This window comes from Flavobacterium shii, assembly GCF_025847235.1.
Classification (GTDB): Bacteria; Bacteroidota; Bacteroidia; order Flavobacteriales; family Flavobacteriaceae; genus Flavobacterium; species Flavobacterium shii.
On record NZ_JAOZEW010000001.1, the window covers coordinates 445794 to 462354 of the forward strand.

Below are 16561 nucleotides of genomic sequence, written 5' to 3' on the forward strand. Positions count from 1 at the left end.
AGCATGCTAAGATTAAAAAAATACAATTTAAAAAATAAAGCATTTACTTTATTTAGTCTTCTTTTTATTTTACTTTTTCTATCCTGTGATAAGGTTGTTGAGCTTGATTTAGAAGCTGGAGATCCTAAAATAGTGATTGACGCTGAGATAATTTGGGAAAAAGGAACTAGTGGCAGCAAACAGTCGATAAAAATAAGCAGAATGGCTCCTTATTATAGTGGCACTACACCAAAGGTTTCAGGAGCACAGGTAAGAGTAGAAAATAGTGATGGAATTGTTTTTACATTTAATGAAGCAGAGCCAGGATTATATGTTTGTACTAATTTTGTTCCTGTAATTAATATGGAATATAAATTATTTGTTCAAGTCGATGGACAGAGCTTAACGGCAATAGAAAAATTAGTTTCTGTGTCGCCAATTGATAGAATAGATCAAGAATTTATGGCCGATATATCTGGACCCGATCTTATTGTGGTAGCATTTTATTATAAAGACCCAGTAGATCAGACCAATTATTATCTAACGGACTATAAAAGTGTTTTGTCTCCTTTTCCAGAATACACATCAACAACTGATGAATTTGCTAATGGGAATGAATTAGTCGAAAAATTTTCAGATGCAGATCTAAAGCCAGGAATAACTCTTAACATAACACATCGTGGTATTTCTAAGAACTTTTATAACTATATGAATCTAATTTTAGAGGCTACAAATGCAAATCCTTTTGGTGCAGTACCAGGCAATATCAGAGGTAATATAATCAATACAACTGACACTAATAATTTTGCATTAGGCTATTTCAGGCTTTGTGAAGCAAACCGTATGACATATACGGTAAAATAAGAATTTAATTGAAACTTGATTTGTAAATATATCTGACATATAAATAATTTATGTCAGATGTATATTTTGATTGTTTTTAATAAAAAGAACGGAAATAATCCAATTTTTAAAATCTTCTTGAGAAACAAAAAATCCTGTAAACATCAAGTTTACAGGATTTTTTTGTGGAGTCGCCGAGAATCGAACTCGGGTCCAAACAAGCAACTAAAGAGCTTTCTACACGTTTATTTCCTGATTAGATTTTCGATGTTAAGCTAGGTCAGGAACAACCACTCAACACTTATCTTCTTAATTTCGAAATCCACCCGAAGCTCATGGAAATCTAGGTTTATTTTTACGGTTCCCCTGTACTGACCGCCACAAACCAAGGCTTTCAAGGAGAATCCAGCTTTCCTATCTGATAGGAACGTGGCTTAATCGTACTATAATTCGGATTATGCAGCTAAAGCGTAGTTATTTTCGCCGTGTAAAATTGTAAGATCTTATATTTACGAGCAAGGTCTCAATGCTCGACGTGCTTACTGTTCAATTCGACTTGCTGTCAAAACCAGTCGACCCCATTTATTTTCAATAAAAAAAATTGAGATTGCAAAATTACGCTTTTTGAACCATCATTTGAAATTAATTTTCAAAAATATTTAATCCAATTTTTATGCCAAACCTATGTATTAGGAATTTATTACTCGATGTCTTTAAAAACAAAAGGATAATCGCCAAAGATTGGTGCCAATTTACGCACTGCATACGTATTTCGGGTAAATTTATTAGACAACGCAATGATTGTAACATTCTCTTTCCTTAACGTTATATACGCTGAGGTATTTCCATGCCACCAACCGTTATGAAAATAAAAGTGCTGTCCAGAATACCAATTAATCATTCGGATGCCTAGTCCGTAGTTTTTTTCACCCTTACGCTCATTACTATATCCTTCGAAAACTTGTTTAAGTAATTCTGGTTTTAAAAAATCCGGTGCATTTCTGGCTCTGTCAAATTTTAATAAATCGCGAGGAGTAGAATAAATATTTTTATCCCCATAAACAGCATCAAGATAATCCATTCCTATCTCGACATTGTTTCCTTTATAAGATGGAACAGCTGTTTTTCTGTCTTTTTCATAATCAAAAACATAAGTATTTGTCATACCCAATGGTTTAAAAATCATTTGCGTCATTGCTTCCTTATAGCTTAGGCCTGTAATTTTTTCGATAATTAAAGCCAACATTGCATAATTAGTATTACAATATGTAAAACGAGTATTGGTTTTATACTCCAAACCAATATTCTTTGTAGCCATAATATTTAAAACATCTTGATTTGTTAACTGGTTGTGTCTGTCCCAAACCGAAGTATCTCTATCGGTAAAATAAGCATAATTACGCATACCACTTCGGTGGTTCAATAACATTCTAACTGTTACATCCGGATAAGGAAATGTTTTTAAAATCGTATTTACCTTTTTATCCAAATCAAGTTTTCCAGCATTAACCAATTTTAAAACTGCAGTCGCTGTAAGTACTTTACTAACCGAAGCAATATGTAATGGTGTATTACTGTTTATTTCTGTTTTTTCATTTTTATTTGCGTAACCTTCATATTTCTCATAAATGATCTCTCCATTTCTCGCTACCAAGAAACCTCCATTCATGCAGTTATGGGGCCAGTTTTTATTATAAAAATTATCTACTTTGTTTTTTATTGCTGCAACGTAATTTGCAGGAAGTTTTTTTTCATGAAGCATTGGCTTCATTTTAGGAAGTGTATCTTCTACTGCATCGGCAGTAATTGCTGTATTGCTATTTTTATCTTTTCCGCAAGAGCTTAAAACTAAAATAAGGAAAAGGAATTGTGTTATATTTGCTTTTTTAATAAAATTCATGTGTGGGATTCTAGGAAAAACAAATATATAGAATTGAATACTTTTGTTTAATTACATTTTTGAACGAAATTTCTATATTTTAACACAGTTTTAAGCTTAATTTTCACCAGCCTATTGAGCATCAGGTTTTAATGAATTTAGCTTCAAAATATTTAAAAAAAAACAACAAAACTTTAACTATATTTGTTATATTTAAAACAAATTTAAACAAAAAAGTTATATTAATACAATATTTAAACACTAATAAATGAAGTTTGGAATTATAAAAGAAAGAAAAAACCCACCAGACAGGAGAGTTGTATTTACTCCAAGTGAGCTGGTTCGACTTAAACAACTTTATCCTGAAGCTACTGTAGCTGTAGAAAATTCGGATATTCGAATTTTTACAAACGTTCAATACCAAAGCTTGGGGATAACGGTTACTGATGATGTTTCGGACTGTGATATACTTTTTGGAGTAAAAGAAGTTCCTGTTGAGAGTTTAATTCCAAATAAAGCTTATTTTTTCTTTTCGCATACTATAAAAAAGACTCCTAGTAATCGAAAATTATTACAAGCTATTTTAGAAAAAAATATCGAATTATACGACCATGAAACAATTGTAAATTCTGAGAATAATAGACTTATTGGGTTTGGAAGATATGCAGGAATTGTTGGCGTATATAATGGTATACGCGCTTTTGGTATAAAATTTGAATTATTCAAATTACCAAAAGCGGATACTTTATCTGGAAAAGAAGCGCTAATTGCGCATTTAAAACGCATTACTTTACCTCCTTTAAAGTTTGTAATTACTGGTTCTGGAAAAGTAGGTAACGGTGCCAAGGAGATTCTTGATGCCATTAAGATAAAAGAGGTTACTATAGATAATTACTTAACTAAAAATTATACTCAGGCGGTTTACGTACAACTTAACGTATTGGATTATAACAAGCGTAAAGATGGACAAATTTTGGATTATACCGATTTTTACGAACATCCAGAAGAATACGTGTCTGATTTTGAAAAATATACTAAAGTAACTGATATTTATTTCACAGGACATTTTCATGCTCCCACAGCTCCAGTAATATTAACCAGAGAAATGCTTCAATCGAAAGATTGCAAGATAAAAGTGGTTGCCGATATTTCTTGTGATGTAAATGGCCCTATTGCTTGTACGCTTCGTGCATCGACAATTGCTGAGCCATTGTATGGCTATTTCCCTGGCGAAAATAAAGAAGTTGATGTTTTTCATCCTGCTGCAATTGTAGTAATGGCTGTAGATAATTTGCCTTCAGAAATTCCAAAAGATGCTAGTGAAGGGTTTGGAGAACAATTTATGGAACATGTGATTCCAGCCTTTTTTAATGGCGACAAAGACGGTATTTTACAAAGAGCCAAAATGACCGAAAACGGAAAGTTAACACCGCGATTTAGTTACTTACAAGATTATGTAGACGGGAAGTAATCTCTCTTTATTTGTTAATTATAAATTGTCAATTATTAATTCCCCATGACCTCTATTTAGCGGATAAAAAAGCAAAACCCTGCAATGTAAAAACATTGCAGGGTTTTTTAATTTATTACTCCTCGTTAACAATTCATAATTTATAATTATTTTAAGCTTCCAACCATATCTTCTGGTTTTACCCAAGCATCAAAATCTTCTGGAGTTACATAACCTAAACGAACTGCTTCTTCTTTTAGAGTAGTTCCATTTTTGTGTGCTGTTTGAGCAATTTCTGCCGATTTGTAATATCCAATTTTTGTATTTAAAGCCGTTACAAGCATTAATGAATTATCTACTAATTCTTTGATACGTTTGTAATTTGGTTCAATTCCTTGTGCACAATGCTCATCAAATGAGATACAAGCATCTCCTAATAAACGAGCCGATTGCAAGAAGTTTGCAGCCATAACTGGTTTAAAAACGTTCAGCTCATAATGCCCTTGCATTCCTCCTACCGAAATCGCAACATCGTTACCCATAACTTGAGCGCAAACCATTGTTAATGCTTCACATTGTGTTGGGTTTACCTTTCCTGGCATGATAGAAGATCCTGGTTCGTTTTCCGGAATGATGATTTCGCCAATTCCAGAACGTGGTCCTGAAGCAAGCATACGTACATCATTTGCAATTTTGTTTAGTGAAACTGCCAATTGTTTTAATGCTCCATGAGATTCTACGATTGCATCGTGTGCTGCAAGTGCTTCAAATTTATTTTCGGCAGTAACAAATGGATGTCCTGTGAACTCAGCGATGTACTCCGCTACTTTTACATCGTATCCTGCTGGTGTATTTAATCCTGTTCCTACTGCTGTTCCTCCCAAAGCAACTTCTGATAGGTGTGCTAAAGTGTTTTTAACTGCTTTTATACCATAAGTTAATTGCGCAGCATATCCCGAAAGTTCTTGTCCTAAAGTAAGTGGTGTTGCATCCATAAGGTGTGTACGACCAATTTTTACAACATTTTTATATTCTACCGCTTTTGCGTGAAGTGTATCTCTTAATTTTTCAACTCCCGGAATAGTAATCTCAACTACTGCTTTGTAAGCTGCAATGTGCATTCCTGTTGGGAAAGTATCATTTGATGATTGTGATTTGTTTACATCATCATTGGCTTTGATAAATTGCTCTCCTTCTCCAATTTCAAATCCTTTTAAAACTTGTGCACGGTTTGCAATTACTTCATTTACGTTCATATTACTTTGCGTACCTGAACCTGTTTGCCAAATTACCAACGGAAATTGATCATCTAATTTACCTGCCAGGATTTCATCGCAAACTGCTGCAATGGCATCTCTTTTTTCAACTGGTAAAACACCTAAATCATGGTTTGCATAAGCAGCTGCTTTTTTTAAGTAAGCAAATCCTTCTACGATTTCTTTTGGCATCGATGCCGATGGTCCAATTTTAAAATTGTTTCTAGAACGTTCTGTTTGTGCTCCCCAGTATTTTTCTGCAGGAACCTGAACCTCTCCCATGGTGTCTTTTTCTATTCTGAATTTCATTTTAATGTATTTATGTGTGTTATTATATAAAAATTCATGTAAACTATAAACTGTCACTGAAAACTATCTCCGCAAACTAGATTTTCTAGCCCAGATGGAAGCGGCATCCTTTTTTGGGCTTTTTTCGGACCAAAAAAGATATAGCGGACAGCTGGATAGAGCTCCTGAAACAAATTTTGAACATATTTTTTTTAAACTGACCTCAAAAATACGGATAATTACTTTTTTATAAAAATTGATTTAGTTTTTTATTGGTAAGAAAAAATATTAGGCCTACATTTGTGCCTACATTCAAAAATTCCGGAAAACATGTTTGAATTTTCACAGTATTTAGGCTTTTTACTTTTCTTAACCATCCTTACAATAGGATTTTGGTTAATGTTCTTCTTGGTAGGTTTCGTTCAATATTGGATTGGCGGAGCGCTATGGGAAATGTACAAAGAAAGAAAAGCAAAGAAAGAGCAATCAATTTAAATTAATTTGATTACTACATAAAAAAAGGACCCGTTTTCACGAGTCCTTTTTTTTATTTATCAACTACCTGATTTATCCAGGAAATTCTCCTCCTCCATCATTATTCTCATTTTTGGGAGCTTGTTTTTCACGGTCGGTTTTCTTCTTATTTATTCTGTAAGTAAATGAAAGATTGAACTGACGTTTACGGAATTGCATTTCGCTATATGAATTCACATTATCCAAATGTGTTTCTGTTTTCATGATTCTCGAATTAAAAACATCACTTACATTAAAAGCAATAGTTCCTTTATCTTTCATGACATCTTTACTAAAAGCCAAATTAGCACCAAACTGTCCCAAGTTTTTACCTTGTGCGGTTTTTTGTGCGCCATTATACATAGCAGTGGTTTGCCAGTCAATTTTGTATGGTAAAGTTATTTTTGAGCTTATACGAGCAAACCATGAGGTTGCCTGATTGTCAAAGTTTTCTGTGATTACCAAATTATTAGCATCACTATAAGTATAATCTCCTGTTGTATTTAGATTATAAAGATTAAAATTGGTATTTAATTTCCACCATTTAAAAGGCGTATAGTTTACGGTGAATTCGTATCCTATTTTTTGCTCTCTTCCTAAGTTTATCGGTGTACTTAAAATAACTGGAATCCCATCAACATTATCTCCAGTTTGTAATCTTACGAATGTAAATACATCGGTTGTATTCTCAAAATACAATGAAGTATTAAAAGTTACTTTATCCCAACGTTTTATGTATCCAACATCGTATTTATCTGTAAGTGAGGGATTCAAATCTGGATTTCCTCTAAAAATATTGATATTACTGGCATAATTTGTAGCAGGGTTCATGAAACGCCCTCTTGGTCTGGAAATACGTTTACTGTAACTTAGAGAAAGACTACTGTTATCGGATATTTCATAATTCAGGAATGCACTTGGAAAAAGGTTGTTGTATTTCTTATTATTGAAATTATTTGTATCCAATAAATTAACATCGATATTGCTGTCTTCCCAACGTAATCCTAAAAGATAAGAGAATTTAGTTTCTTTAATTTTTGCACCAAATTGTGTATAAAGTGCGTTTATATTCTCTTTATAAACCAATGTATTGGACAAGAAACTCTGGATTGGATTTCCTTGATCGTCGGTATTTACATTGTATACGTTATCTAAATCATTGAAATTTCCTTTGTAACCAGCCTCAAACTGACTTCCTTCTCCGAACGGCAATACATAATCGGCCTGAATCTGGAATTGTTTCTGAACCTGATTATTTAACGTTGTATTAAAGTTAGGCGAACCCGTGATTACACCATTGCTATCATCATTGTTTTTGGAAATAGATACATCTGCAGTAAATTTATGTCCTTTATCATTGAAGTTTTTAACCAAGTTTGATGTGAACTCGACATTATCACTAGCCGTATTAGTATTACTTAATCTATAAGATGAACCAGTAAAATCATGATTTACATCAAAATTATTATAGTTAATCAAGTCTTTATCTTCTCCGCTATTCTTTTGATAATTGATGGCATTGGTCCAAAATGTTGTTGGAGTAATCTCCCACTCTGCTCCTACTCTGGCATTAAAACCTTTTCTTAATCTTTTGGTATCTCTTTTTTCATCAAGATAACTTTTAATAGAACCATCTGGATTTAAATATTCAGAATTTGTTAAACCACCACCTTCATTCGTTCTGTAACTATATCCTGCAGTTGTAAAATAGTTTACCTTCTTGGTTTTATAATTCGCATTTGCACTTATTCCGTAAGTTTCTGGAATACCAGTAGAGGCGATAAAAGTTCCATTAAATCCTTGATTTTTTCCTTTTTTAAGAATAATGTTTATTAATCCTGATCCTCCTTCGGCATCATAACGTGCAGATGGGTTTGTAATTACCTCAACTTTATCAATTGCATCAGCAGGGATTTGACGTAATGCTTCGGCTACGTTTATAGCGTTTGAAGGTCTTCCGTCGATCAAAATCCTAATATTATCACTACCTCTTAAACTTACATTTCCTTCGGTATCGACAGATACAGATGGTACATTGTCGAGAACGTCACTTACTGTTCCTCCTTTTACAATCATGTCCTGACCTACGTTATATACTTTCTTGTCGAGTTTTATTTCGACTGTAGATTTCTCGGCACGAACAACCACTTCATTAAGCTGATTTGCATCTTCGGACAATCCTACCAGTCCTAAATCGGTATTCTCCGTTATTTTTTTTTGCTTGATTTCAACTACTTTAAATGAAATAAATTCAATCTTGATGTCATAAACACCCGGAACAGCATCTACGCTAAACTCCCCTTTATTATTGGTAATTCCTCCCGCAATGGCTTTGGGATTTCTTGCATTTATTAAGGTAATTGTAGCGTATTCAAGCGGTTGATTACTTATCTTTTCTACTACTTTACCAGTAACTTTTACTTTTATTCTTTGCGTATCAGGTTGCTGTGCAAAACTGAGCATGCTTGTAAAAAGGAATGCAAGCATGATGACTAATTGATTTTTTTTCATTTATTTGGTAGTTTCTATTTGGCATTTAGACTGCAAATGTAACTGTAGGTTTAAAATGAAAAATCACAAAAAAATGTTAATTGAACACTTTATAATGTTTCTAAAAAAGGTTTTACCAATTCTAAATCTCTACCAATAATAGCTTTCCCGTCTTTAACAACAATCGGTCTTTCTATCAAAATAGGATTATCGACCATTGCTTGTACAATTTCGGTATCACTCAATATTTTATTTTTGAAATTATCTATCCAGATTTTTTCTTTAGTTCGAACCAGCTCTATCGGTTTTAAATTTAGTTTTTGGAGTAATTCTTCTAATGCCGCAAATGAAGGCGTTTCGGTAAGATATGGGATTATCTCATAGGCTTGTTTTGTATTCTCGATAAAAGCCAGACAATTTCTTGATTTCCCGCAACGTGGGTTGTGATATATTTGTATCATTATTATTTTTTTAAAGAAGTAAAGCTAATTGAAATAAAAAAAGGTAAATTAGTGCAAGCAAAAATAAGATTTATGCAATAAATCAAAGTACTATTTTAAATTAAAATACATGTTTCTAGAACAAGGAGTTAAAGAAGAAAACAAATTTTGGAAATATTTATTAGGTTCCGTCTTTATTATAACAGCATCATTTGTTGGACAGATTCCGCTTATTCTCGCCATACTATACCAGACTCTTGTTAATAAAATCCCTTATCCAACTACCGAAACTGGCATGATGAAGGTTTTTGAACCTAATGTAACCTTGTTTCTTATCTTGATTTCATTTGCATTTGCTCTGGCAGGAATATACTTTGTAGTACGTTATATACACCATCAAACCTTTTTATCGGTAACCACTTCAAGACCAAAAACAGATTGGAACCGTATCTTTTTTTCATTTACCCTTTGGGGAACTTTCACAGCAGTACTAACAATTTTACTTTATTACCTGAGCCCAGAAGATTTTGTAATGAATTTTAAACCTATACCGTTTGCAATTCTATTTATAATTGGTGCTTTTTTAATCCCTATTCAAACAAGTACCGAAGAATATGTTTTTCGTGGTTATTTAATGCAAGGATTTGCAAATTTGTCCAGAAACAAATGGTTTCCGTTATTAATGACATCGGTAATATTTGGCACTATGCACATTTTTAATCCCGAAGTATCCAAGATGGGTTATATCATTATGGTATATTACATTGGTACCGGATTATTTTTAGGAATTATTACTTTAATGGATGAAGGAATAGAACTTGCCCTAGGATTTCATGCCGCAAATAATTTAGTAGGTGCCTTATTGGTAACTTCGGATTGGTCTGCATTCCAAACAAATTCGGTTTTTAAAGACATTTCTGATCCCTCGGCTGGCGTAGATGTTATTTTACCAGTAATTATTATTTATCCTATCATGCTATATATTTTTAGCAAAAAATACAACTGGACAAATTGGAAAGAAAAATTAACGGGTGAAATCGTTATTGAAAATAAGTCTGAAACCACTAAACTATAACTTAACTCAAATGTCAAAAATAACATATAAAAACGTTCACAATTTCTTCAAACTAAATGGCGACCATTTTAATGGAGAAGACTTGTCTCAGATAGCTTATAGCTTCGTTAAAGAAGGTGAAGCTTATGAAAGATCCATTGGTGAATTTATCCTGGATTGGTTTGATGAGAAATCTTATATCGAGATAACTACCTCGGGAACTACGGGAGCTCCAAAAGTGATTCAGTTACAAAAACAAGCCATGATTGAGTCGGCTCTTGCAACAGGAGATTTCTTTGATTTACATCCTGGAGATAAAGCATTACATTGCTTGCCTACTCAATATATTGCTGGAAAAATGATGATTGTAAGGAGTTTGATTCTAGGTCTGGATGTTGATTTTGTGGCTCCTAGCCTACATCCTCTCACAAACAACACGACTAAATACGATTTTGTCGCAATGGTTCCTTTACAGGTTCAGAATTCATTATCTGAACTTAAAAATGTAAAAAAACTTATTGTAGGCGGTGCCGCAATGGATGCTACACTTATAAAAAGTGTATCTAAACTAAAAACAAAAGTGTACGAAACGTACGGCATGACCGAGACTATTACTCATATTGCAGCTAAACAAGTTGGCGAAAAAACATTTACGGTTTTACCTCACGTACAAATATCGCAAGATGATAGAAATTGTCTTGTTATTAATGCACCTACAATTTCTAGCGAAACAATCGTAACCAATGATATTGTAGAATTGGTAAACGCCCATCAGTTTATATTTTTAGGAAGAATTGATAACGTTATTAATAGTGGTGGTATAAAACTAATTCCAGAGCAAATAGAAGAAAAGCTTTCTGGAAAAATAGATGCCCGATATTTTGTAATTGGTGTTCCTGATACGGCTCTTGGCGAAAAGTTGGTTTTGGTTATCGAAGGCGAAAAACATCCTATTGATAACATAATATTTGATAGTCTGGATAAATACCAAAAACCGAAAGAAGTTATTTTTGTTCCTAAATTTAAAGAAACCGAAAACGGAAAAATCATCCGCAAGAAAAGTTATCTGTATAATTTGTAACCCAAGAAAGCGATTAACGAAAAATAATATTTTAGTTTAACGATATAAGTTATATAAGAAAATATAAGTTTTTAAAACTTAAATGGACTTACATAACTTATATGGTTTTCTTTTAGAATACAGATTAACATTTCTCTTTTACACAAAACAAATACCTACAAGGTTGAAAAAAAAACTTGCAGGATAATAAGAGATTAATAATTAAGCGTTAAACCAAATCCCCAACCCATATCGCTATCATAGTGTGTAGAAATTCCTGAGTTTTTGGTCAGAATATATTTTAAACCTCCCATATATTCTTTGTCTGTATTTACCATAAAAGCCATTCGTATTCTTGGCGAAATCGGAATGTCTTCTCGGGATAATTGCATCCTCACTTTTCCATCTGTAAAGACTTCGGCTTGTGCTATAACCAACCACGGTAATGTATAATCCGCCCCAATACTTAGTACAGAACGATTGTCTTTGGTATTCCTTTGTCCGAACATATTTTTCTCTTCCTCGTCATGTCCAAATTTTCTGTAACGCCAGTCAAAACCTATAAACGGCATGAACCATTGATTCTTGCCAATATATCGCCCAATATGGGTTTCGGTTTCATAACCATGCATATCGTTATATCCTAACCTCCACTCGGTACCAAAACTCCAACGTGCATTTTGTACCATTGCTCTACCATCATTCCCATTGGTTGCAAAATCATTCTCGGCCATAAGATGGCTCATATTACTTTCTTTTTGTAATTGTCGGTACGCCCATGCTTTGTCTGGCAATAACGGATTTGGTGCTGAATTCTCATAACTAAAAACACGATTCATTCCCGCCATCATATGATATAAAATATGACAATGAAAAAACCAGTCTCCATCGGCATTGGCACTAAACTCAATTGTGTCAGTTTCCATTGGCATAATATCCAACACATTTTTTAAGGGGGAATATTCGCCTTGTCCGTTTAATACTCTAAAGTCATGCCCGTGTAAATGCATCGGGTGGCGCATCATCGAGTTATTGTACAGTACGATTCGTAATGTTTCTCCTTTTTTAATTAAAATCTTATCCGACTCGGATAATACTTTATTATCCATACTCCACAAATACCGATTCATGTTTCCTGTTAACTCAAAACGTAATTCTCTTACCGGAGCATCTTTAGGCAATGTAGTTACCGTAGGCGATTTTAGCATACTGTAATTTAATGTTACAATATCTGTAGAACTAGCTTCCATATTATGGTTTGAATGATCCATTTTTCCTCCATCGTCCATTTTCATTGGTTCTTCGGGAGTATGTTTCATTTCTTTAGTTCCACTTCCTGTAATCTCTGGATACATTACAGCGTTCATATCCATTTTTTGCAAACTCATACCCATTCCCATCTCGTTCATGGTTCCGTCCATGTTCATCATGCCGTTCATCATTTTCATTCCCTCAAAATAATCGAGTTTTGGTAAAGGACTTGTCAATTGTTTTATTCCTTTTCCTAGATAAATCGAAGTCGATTTTGTTCGGTCTTCTGGCGTAGCCAAAAATTCAAAAGCAGTATCATCGGCAGGAATTGTAACCACAACATCATAAGTTTCGGATACTCCAATAATCAGTCTGTCTACTTCTACAGGAACTACGTCATTTCCATCATTGGCTACGACCGTAATTTTCCCCCCAGCGTATGTTAGCCAGAAATAAGACGAAGCTCCTCCGTTAGAAATTCTTAATCGTACTTTATCTCCCGCTTTAAATGGTTGAGGAAATTCATTTTCTTTTTTTCCGTTAATCAAAAAAGCATCATAATACACATCGCTTACATCCATTGCCATCATACGTTTCCATTCGTTGTTGACTTTGGTTTTAAAATGACCTGCTTTTATGGCTTCGGTATAACTTTGGGTTGTTCCTTTTTTAATCGCAAACCAATCCGAAGCATTATGCAACATTCTATGTACATTATCCGGATTATAATCTGTCCATTCGCTAAGCATAACAGGAATTGTAGGCAAATCATCAATCCCTTTTCTAAAATCAGGATCATCAAGTTTTTTCTTCATTATCAATGAACCATACATCCCGATTTGCTCTTGCATTCCGCTATGGCTATGATACCAATGTGTTCCGTTTTGGATAACAGGAAACTTATACACATACGTTTCTCCCGGTTTTATTGGCATTTGTGTAAGGAAAGGAACTCCATCTTCCTGATTTGGCAAAAATATACCATGCCAATGCAAAGATGTGCTTTCCTTTAACTGATTATGTACATGAATTTCGGCAATATCTCCTTCGGTAAAAGTAAGCGTTGGCATAGGAATTTGTCCATTAACAGCAATTGCCCTTTTGGATTTTCCTGTAAAATTTACCAACGTATCTTTTACATATAAATCATACCTCACGATTTTTTGTGCGGTTATGCTTATCGCAAAAAGCAATAATATAAGTATTGGATAAATTTTCATCTTTTAGTTTTTAAAGTTTTAAACTTCTTAATCGCAATGCATTCACGATAACTGATACGGAACTAAAACTCATTGCCAAAGCAGCAATCATAGGAGAAAGCAATATTCCGAAGAACGGATATAAAACTCCCGCAGCAACAGGTACGCCTAAGACATTATATATAAAAGCAAAGAATAGATTTTGTTTGATGTTGCTCATTACTGCGTGACTCAGGTTTTTTGCTTTTACAATTCCTTGCAAATCTCCTTTTACCAAAGTTATCTTAGCACTTTCTATCGCAACATCTGTTCCTGTTCCCATTGCAATCCCAATATCCGATTGTGCCAGAGCAGGTGCATCATTTATACCGTCTCCCGCCATAGCAACAATTTTTCCTTCGGCTTGTAATTTTTCGATTACTTTTAATTTATCTTCTGGCAAACAACCTGCCTGAAAAGAGGTTAAATGCAACTCATCGGCAACCGCTTTGGCAGTATTTATATTATCTCCCGTAAGCATGATTACCTCAACTCCCTGACGCATTAATTCTTTTATAGCTGCTGCACTCGTCGCTTTTATAGCATCTGTTATCGTAACAAATCCTACTACATTTTTATCTATGGCGATGTACGAAACTGTTTTTCCTAGTTTTTGTTCGGCAATAATTTTTTCTTCGATAGCACCAGAAACAATTGCTCCTACTTGCTCCATTAATTTTTTATTTCCTAATGCAATCTTTTTATCAATAGCAGTTCCGATAACTCCTTTTCCTGCGATGTTTTCAAAATCATCGACTTTCGTCAAAGAAACATTTTTAGCTTTTGCAAATTTTACTACGGCTTCCGCCAAAGGATGCTCGCTATACTGATTTAAAGATGCGATGTATTGTAGCAGTTCATCTTCTGAATATTGTAGTGCAACAATTTTCTCTACCGAAGGTTTTCCCTCTGTAATTGTTCCCGTTTTATCAGTTATCAGAACATTTACTTTGTCCATTTTTTCTAAAGCTTCGGCATTTTTTATCAGAATTCCCGATTGTGCTCCTTTACCAACTCCTACCATTACTGACATTGGTGTGGCTAAACCTAACGCACATGGGCAAGCAATTATTAATACTGCAATTGCATTAATAAATCCGTAAACCATAGCTGGTTCTGGTCCAAATTTAGCCCAAATTAAAAAAGTAAGTATAGAAATAATAACAACAATTGGCACAAAATATTTAGCAATACTATCGGCCAATTTCTGGATTGGTGCTCTAGAACGGCTCGCATTATTAACCATTTGTATAATTTGCGAAAGCAAGGTTTCTGAACCTACTTTCTCTGCAATCATAACAAATGATTTGTTCCCGTTGATAGTTCCTGAAGATACTACATCACCTACCTTTTTATCCACAGGAATAGGTTCTCCAGTAATCATCGATTCGTCTATCGTACTTTCTCCTGTTGTGATTTTTCCGTCTACAGGAATTTTATCTCCGGGTTTTACTCGTAGTAAATCTCCTTTTTTAATATCATGAATAGCAATTACTTTATCAACACCATCTATTACCAGCGTCGCTTCTGTTGGTGCTAATTTCAATAATTCTTTTATTGCACCACTGGTTTGGCTGTGCGCACGAGCTTCTAGCAATTGCCCTAATAAAACCAGCGTAATAATTACTGTTGCTGCTTCAAAATAAAGATGAATTGTTCCGTGTCCTGATTTAAATTCTTCTGGGAATACATCTGGAAAAAACATTCCAACGATACTAAATAAAAATGCCATTCCTGTACCAATCGCGATAAGGGTAAACATATTTAAATTCCAAGTTACGATTGATTTCCATCCGCGAACGAAAAACATCCAACCTGCGTAAAAAATCACTGGAAGCGAAAAAAGTAGTTGAACCCAATTCCATTTTCCAACATCCATTATTTTTAATAACGGATTGTCGTGCATCATTTCTATCATGGCAATAAAAAAGATAGGAACAGTAAAGAGTATTGCAATTTTCATTTTTTGCAATAACTCTTTATATACCTTGTTCTCCTCAGTATCTGTTGGCTCCATTGGTACTAAATCCATTCCGCAAATCGGGCATGAACCTGGTCCATTAGTAATAACTTCTGGGTGCATCGGGCAGGTATATTGTTGTACCTGTATAGCAGCTGGTTCTTGTATTAAGTCCATTCCACATACAGGACAATCTCCCGCTTTATCATACATTTTGTCGCCTTCGCAATGCATTGGGCAATAATATTTACCTCCCGCATGATTATGCGGTACAGCTACTTTTTTATGGTCATGATTGTGCTCATGTCCATCTGCACTACAGCATGATTTGCTTGTAGGTTTTTCTTGTCCATGATTCATTGTCATTTCAATGGTATACTTTCCAACTGCAGTTAATGCTTCTTGCATTTTCACTGTCGGAATATGTTTTTCCATCTTAATTGTTGCCAACGGAGGATCTAAAGTTACACTTGCCTCAATTCCTTCGACTGTATTTAATACTTTTTCTACTTTCGTACGACATCCATCACAAGTCATTCCTGTAATAGTATAAGTATGAGTCATTATTGATTTCTTATCTCCATGCCCTGTAGTACTAGACTTGTCTGCAGGTTTTTCATGTCCGTGATTCATAGCCATTTCAATGCTATACTTTCCAACCGCAATTAATGCTGCTTGCAGTTGCTCCGTCGGAATATGTTTTTCCATCGTAATCGTTGCCAATGGAGGATTTAAAGTAACACTTGCCTCAATTCCCTCGATAGCATTTAATGTTTTTTCTACTTTAGTACGACATCCATCGCAAGTCATTCCCGTGATTGTATAAGTATGAGTCATTGCTTTATTTTTTTATGAATTTT

11 protein-coding genes and 1 other RNA gene are annotated in these 16561 nt (G+C 34.2%); 5 read left to right on the forward strand and 7 right to left on the reverse strand.

Features of this window, described 5'->3' with window-relative positions:
* Positions 1 to 3 precede the first annotated feature (3 nt).
* Complete coding sequence (locus OIU83_RS01880) at positions 4 to 843, forward strand: DUF4249 domain-containing protein (protein ID WP_264204583.1); 840 nt, start codon at positions 4 to 6, stop codon at positions 841 to 843.
* 162 nt (positions 844 to 1005) lie between these two features.
* On the opposite strand, the gene ssrA is transcribed toward OIU83_RS01880, so the two are convergent.
* Positions 1006 to 1402: a transfer-messenger RNA gene (ssrA, locus tag OIU83_RS01885) on the reverse strand.
* Between the two features lie 120 nt (positions 1403 to 1522).
* Entirely contained in the window at positions 1523 to 2722 is a 1200-nt protein-coding gene (locus OIU83_RS01890; protein WP_264204584.1) for a serine hydrolase domain-containing protein, read from the reverse strand.
* 247 nt (positions 2723 to 2969) lie between these two features.
* Between OIU83_RS01890 and OIU83_RS01895 the strand changes: the two genes are divergently transcribed.
* Positions 2970 to 4172 (forward strand): NAD(P)-dependent oxidoreductase, encoded by a 1203-nt coding sequence (locus OIU83_RS01895; protein ID WP_264204585.1) that lies wholly within the window; start codon positions 2970 to 2972, stop codon positions 4170 to 4172.
* Between the two features lie 146 nt (positions 4173 to 4318).
* Here OIU83_RS01895 and fumC read toward each other — a convergent pair whose 3' ends face one another.
* Positions 4319 to 5716, reverse strand: a complete 1398-nt coding sequence (gene fumC, locus OIU83_RS01900) for a class II fumarate hydratase (RefSeq protein ID WP_264204586.1) — start codon at positions 5714 to 5716, stop codon at positions 4319 to 4321.
* Positions 5717 to 6025: 309 nt separating this feature from the next.
* Between fumC and OIU83_RS01905 the strand changes: the two genes are divergently transcribed.
* Positions 6026 to 6190, forward strand: coding sequence for a hypothetical protein (locus tag OIU83_RS01905; protein ID WP_035621077.1), 165 nt, complete (start codon positions 6026 to 6028; stop codon positions 6188 to 6190).
* 72 nt (positions 6191 to 6262) lie between these two features.
* Here the strand turns inward: OIU83_RS01905 and OIU83_RS01910 are convergent, their stop codons facing one another.
* The gene (locus OIU83_RS01910; protein WP_264204587.1) at positions 6263 to 8719 is read right to left on the reverse strand and encodes an outer membrane beta-barrel family protein; all 2457 of its coding nucleotides are present in this window, start codon (positions 8717 to 8719) and stop codon (positions 6263 to 6265) included.
* 89 nt (positions 8720 to 8808) lie between these two features.
* Positions 8809 to 9159, reverse strand: coding sequence for an arsenate reductase (glutaredoxin) (gene arsC, locus OIU83_RS01915; protein WP_264204588.1), 351 nt, complete (start codon positions 9157 to 9159; stop codon positions 8809 to 8811).
* 109 nt (positions 9160 to 9268) lie between these two features.
* Between arsC and OIU83_RS01920 the strand changes: the two genes are divergently transcribed.
* Together OIU83_RS01920 and OIU83_RS01925 are read left to right on the forward strand one after the other, a co-directional pair.
* On the forward strand, positions 9269 to 10213 hold the full coding sequence (locus OIU83_RS01920; RefSeq protein WP_264204589.1) for a CPBP family intramembrane glutamic endopeptidase: 945 nt from the start codon (positions 9269 to 9271) through the stop codon (positions 10211 to 10213).
* A gap of 10 nt (positions 10214 to 10223) precedes the next feature.
* Complete coding sequence (locus OIU83_RS01925) at positions 10224 to 11273, forward strand: AMP-binding protein (RefSeq protein WP_264204590.1); 1050 nt, start codon at positions 10224 to 10226, stop codon at positions 11271 to 11273.
* A 194-nt stretch (positions 11274 to 11467) separates the two neighbouring features.
* On the opposite strand, the gene OIU83_RS01930 is transcribed toward OIU83_RS01925, so the two are convergent.
* Together OIU83_RS01930 and OIU83_RS01935 are read right to left on the reverse strand one after the other, a co-directional pair.
* The gene (locus OIU83_RS01930; RefSeq protein ID WP_264204591.1) at positions 11468 to 13723 is read right to left on the reverse strand and encodes a multicopper oxidase domain-containing protein; all 2256 of its coding nucleotides are present in this window, start codon (positions 13721 to 13723) and stop codon (positions 11468 to 11470) included.
* A 10-nt stretch (positions 13724 to 13733) separates the two neighbouring features.
* Positions 13734 to 16538: a heavy metal translocating P-type ATPase gene (locus tag OIU83_RS01935; RefSeq protein ID WP_264204592.1), complete on the reverse strand. Its 2805-nt coding sequence runs from the start codon at positions 16536 to 16538 to the stop codon at positions 13734 to 13736.
* Positions 16539 to 16561: the final 23 nt, after the last annotated feature.

Bases quoted from the DNA above. Each gene is read 5' to 3' on its own strand.
- OIU83_RS01895 (WP_264204585.1), top strand. From the start codon at position 2,970: ATGAAGTTTGGAATTATAAAAGAAAGAAAAAACCCACCAGACAGGAGA.
- OIU83_RS01880 (WP_264204583.1), top strand. From the start codon at position 4: ATGCTAAGATTAAAAAAATACAATTTAAAAAATAAAGCATTTACTTTA.
- OIU83_RS01890 (WP_264204584.1), bottom strand. From the start codon at position 2,722: ATGAATTTTATTAAAAAAGCAAATATAACACAATTCCTTTTCCTTATT.
- OIU83_RS01930 (WP_264204591.1), bottom strand. From the start codon at position 13,723: ATGAAAATTTATCCAATACTTATATTATTGCTTTTTGCGATAAGCATA.
- arsC (WP_264204588.1), bottom strand. From the start codon at position 9,159: ATGATACAAATATATCACAACCCACGTTGCGGGAAATCAAGAAATTGT.
- OIU83_RS01920 (WP_264204589.1), top strand. From the start codon at position 9,269: ATGTTTCTAGAACAAGGAGTTAAAGAAGAAAACAAATTTTGGAAATAT.
- OIU83_RS01910 (WP_264204587.1), bottom strand. From the start codon at position 8,719: ATGAAAAAAAATCAATTAGTCATCATGCTTGCATTCCTTTTTACAAGC.
- fumC (WP_264204586.1), bottom strand. From the start codon at position 5,716: ATGAAATTCAGAATAGAAAAAGACACCATGGGAGAGGTTCAGGTTCCT.
- OIU83_RS01905 (WP_035621077.1), top strand. From the start codon at position 6,026: ATGTTTGAATTTTCACAGTATTTAGGCTTTTTACTTTTCTTAACCATC.
- OIU83_RS01935 (WP_264204592.1), bottom strand. From the start codon at position 16,538: ATGACTCATACTTATACAATCACGGGAATGACTTGCGATGGATGTCGT.
- OIU83_RS01925 (WP_264204590.1), top strand. From the start codon at position 10,224: ATGTCAAAAATAACATATAAAAACGTTCACAATTTCTTCAAACTAAAT.